The sequence below is a fragment of the Gilliamella sp. genome (genome assembly GCF_024104075.1).
Classification (GTDB): domain Bacteria; phylum Pseudomonadota; class Gammaproteobacteria; order Enterobacterales; family Orbaceae; genus Gilliamella; species Gilliamella bombi.
The window spans coordinates 1-3547 of the sequence record NZ_JAGGHR010000059.1; the positions used below are offsets into that span (position 1 = coordinate 1).

Annotated in this window: 3 protein-coding genes and 1 pseudogene; all 4 read left to right on the forward strand. The window is 35.2% G+C overall.

The window, feature by feature from the left end; translation table 11 throughout:
- Window positions 1–768 (forward strand): annotated as a pseudogene (locus tag J6569_RS10930) (hypothetical protein); the annotation flags it as partial.
- A 53-nt stretch (window positions 769–821) separates the two neighbouring features.
- Complete coding sequence (locus J6569_RS10935) at window positions 822–1271, forward strand: hypothetical protein (protein ID WP_296318467.1); 450 nt, start codon at window positions 822–824, stop codon at window positions 1269–1271.
- A 9-nt stretch (window positions 1272–1280) separates the two neighbouring features.
- Entirely contained in the window at window positions 1281–2081 is an 801-nt protein-coding gene (locus tag J6569_RS10940) for a hypothetical protein (protein WP_296318469.1), read from the forward strand.
- A 185-nt stretch (window positions 2082–2266) separates the two neighbouring features.
- Entirely contained in the window at window positions 2267–3256 is a 990-nt protein-coding gene (locus J6569_RS10945) for a P63C domain-containing protein (protein ID WP_296318471.1), read from the forward strand.
- Window positions 3257–3547 lie beyond the last annotated feature (291 nt).

The window sequence follows — 3547 nt, forward strand, 5'->3', positions numbered from 1 at the left end:
GCATTGCGTGAAGCGGCTAATCATCAGTACGAACAAAATCGTATCAATGCACAATGGGAAATTTGGCGAAATCAGAGCGATGCTAACGAGTTTTTGGCGTCATCATTGGAGGGATTAGCAAGTAGTGCGACAAGTACAATTTCAGGCTTGGCGTCAGGTACGATGACAGCAACGCAGGCAATGCAAAACTTTGCCAATATTATCCTAAATGAGGCTATCGGGTCGTTGGTTCAAATGGGTATGCAATACGTCAAGAACGCAATTGTTGCTAAAACAACCTCGGCAGCAACGACAGCAGCTCAAGTGGCGGAAGCTACGTTATTAGCAGCAGCATATCAACCTGCTGCTATGTATGCTTCAATCGCAACACAGGGCGCAGCAGCAACTACAGGCGCAACATCGTACGCAACAGCTATTGGCTCAATGAAAGCGTTGGGTATAGCGGGTGCACGTAAAAATGGCGGTCCAGTAGACGCTGGCTCAATGTATCGTGTTGGCGAGGGCGGAAAACCTGAAATCTTGGTAGCAGGCGGAAAGCAATATCTAATACCGGGTGAAAATGGACGAGTGTTGAGTAATCGCCAAATCACATCTAATGGCAGAGGGGGTTCAAATATGAGTCTTCACTTTAATATGCCGATTAACATTGATGGTGGCGGTGGCATGTCAGAACAAGACGGACAGCAACTAGCTAAAAACATCGAGCAAGCTATTCGCGCGCAGATTATGAAAGAGCAAAGACCTGGGGGGCTGCTAAATCGTCGTTGATTTTATAGATGAATTTTCATACCATTAATTAAAATTTTAAAAAGGTTGATGGTATGAAAAAAATCTTGATAATTAGTTTAGTTAGTCTTGCTTTATTCGGCTGCGGTGATGATAAAGTTACTAAAGAGTATTTGGTGGGCAAATGGGATTGTAGCTTTAAAAAATATGAAAGTGAGTACGATCCAAAATTCAAAGAATATGATGACTATTCCTTGGAAAGTAGCGAGAAAGTAAAACAATCATATAAAATTGTTGACGGCGTTTTAATGTCAAAAATAGCTAATAATGAGGCTGTTGAAGTTGACTTAGATAAGATTTATAAAAATTTAACCATACAAGGTAAACAAGGTGATTGTGAATACACTACAAATCGAAACTTGATAAAAAATTCAGGCAATAAATTTACTTGGGAAATGGAAATGTTTTTTACTTGTTCAGATAAGGGTGGAGAGGTAACTAAATCGAAAACAAAAAGAGAAAGAATTTGCACAAGAATAAAATAGGTATCAATTATGTGGTTATTGTACGGTATTGCAATATTTGGTGTAGTTATAATGGTACTTTATTATGGATTACTTTTTCTTCAACAACAGCAAATAAAAAAGTTGGTTAATCCAGATAAATACGAGTCATCTAATCGTTCATTGGAAGCTAGCGTTTCAGAGAATAAATATGCTGGAATGAAGCATGTTAGTGATGTTGGTGATTTGCATGAGGACGAATTGCTTGGATACAAGAATATTCATAGCGATCATGTGCTTACTTATAAGTGGTCAGAAGGATCAAAAGACTATGAAAACCTCGAAAATTCATTTAATGACAATTCAAATCATAAAATAATGAGCCGTAAAAATGCAGAGGATGATTGGTTAGACTGGGTTGACGATGATTGTGTTGTAGAACAAAAGAAAGCAGGGAAGAAAAAAGTCAGATTAAGTAAAAGAGAATGGCTTGAGCCATTAAAAAAACTTCCAGATCAAGTTATCATTGATATGCATTTTAAGATTTTATCGTTAATAAAGAAACATTATAAACTGAGAGCGCAGGGTAAAAATTTGGATATCGCAATTGATTTCTGTGAACAAGGCATTACCCTGTCAAGGCTTGTTATAGAAGCGATGAAAAGAAAGCATTCCGAAATGTCCTCTATCACGGAACAGTATACGGGAAAGCGTGATAAGTTTTTTTACCCCAGCAATCCAGCATATACTCAGTATGCTGTAATTTTAAAAAGGCAGAAAAACTTTGATAAATTAGCGGTTATAAATGCTAAAAAAGAGGCTGAGGGGTGGGGAAAAGGTAATGATTATTGAGTTAAATAACTATTGACTATTAAAGCAATTCAAACCCTCTAAGAGGGTTTTTTATTATCTAAAATTGACTGATCAAATCAATATTTATTTTCAAGTTAAAATTTAATTTAAGTTGCAAATATTGTTTTTTATGTGTATTATGCAACATAAAAACAATTTTAACTTGAATTTAATAGGTGATCAATATGAATAATAAACGTAATGGTGGTTTGGCAAGGGCTAAAGCTTTAACTGCACAGCAAAGAAGTGAAATAGGGAAGAAGGGCGCAAAGAAAAGAGAAGAAAATAAAAATTTACCTATAGCAACACATATGGGTGAATTAAAAATAGGTGAAACTATATTAGACGTATCTGTTTTAAGTGATGATCGTAGAATAATATCTCAATCATCGGTGTTTAAGGCATTAGATCGACCGCAACGAGGTATTAGAATTAAAGGTGAATCCGAAGATATAATGCCAGCATTTATGGATGCTAAAAACCTTTTACCTTTTGTTGGCGATGAGTTAAAAAAATTAGTCAAAAAGGTAAGATATAAAAATAAAAATAACCAAATACAAGAAGGCTTTGAGGCATCAATACTGCCATTGGTTTGTGAATTATATCTAAAAGCAAGAGACGCAAATACTTTACTTAAAAGTCAAATGGATACCGCATTTAAAGCTGAAATTTTAGTTAGGTCATTAGCTAAAGTTGGAATAATTGCTTTAGTGGATGAGGCTACAGGATACGAGAAAGATAGAGCTAAAAATGCATTGGCTGAAATTTTAGAGCGATTTGTGGCGAAGGAATTACAACCTTGGGTAAAAACTTTTCCAACAGAGTATTATGAACAGCTCTTTAGGGTATGGGAACAGAAATTTCCTCCCGAAAATATAAATAAACGTCCTGCTTTTATGGGGACAGTAACCAATAATGTAATTTACTCCAGATTAGCACCTAACTTATTAGAAGAACTAAAGAAAGCTGAAACAAAATCAGAGAAAAAAGCAAGGCTTCATCAATTTTTAACTGAAGATATTGGTCACCCTAAATTGAGAGAGCATCTTTCATCCATTATAACTTTATTAAAAATATCTAAGGATAAAGCACAGTTTTTAGCCTTAGTTGATCAGGTTCACCCTAAATATAATACAACTTATGAGTTTGATCTTGAGGATAGCGTGAAAGAATAAAAATTAATGACTACAACCCGCCAAGTGCGGGTTTTTATTGGTTATTTTGAAAAGTGCTTACCGAAGAAAAATAAAAAAGCAAAAAATAAAATAAATCCAAAGGGATTGCTAAAAAATACACTTATTAATGTGCTCTCAGGAACATTTCTCGCTTCAATCAGTAAATCTTGCGCAAATACAAAATTGCTAAAAAACAGCGATAACATGCATAGTATTAATTGTAGTAGCTCAAACTTAACCTGACAGACACGTATTACTCATCGGCTTTCATTTTAACAAAATGCGTGTCCG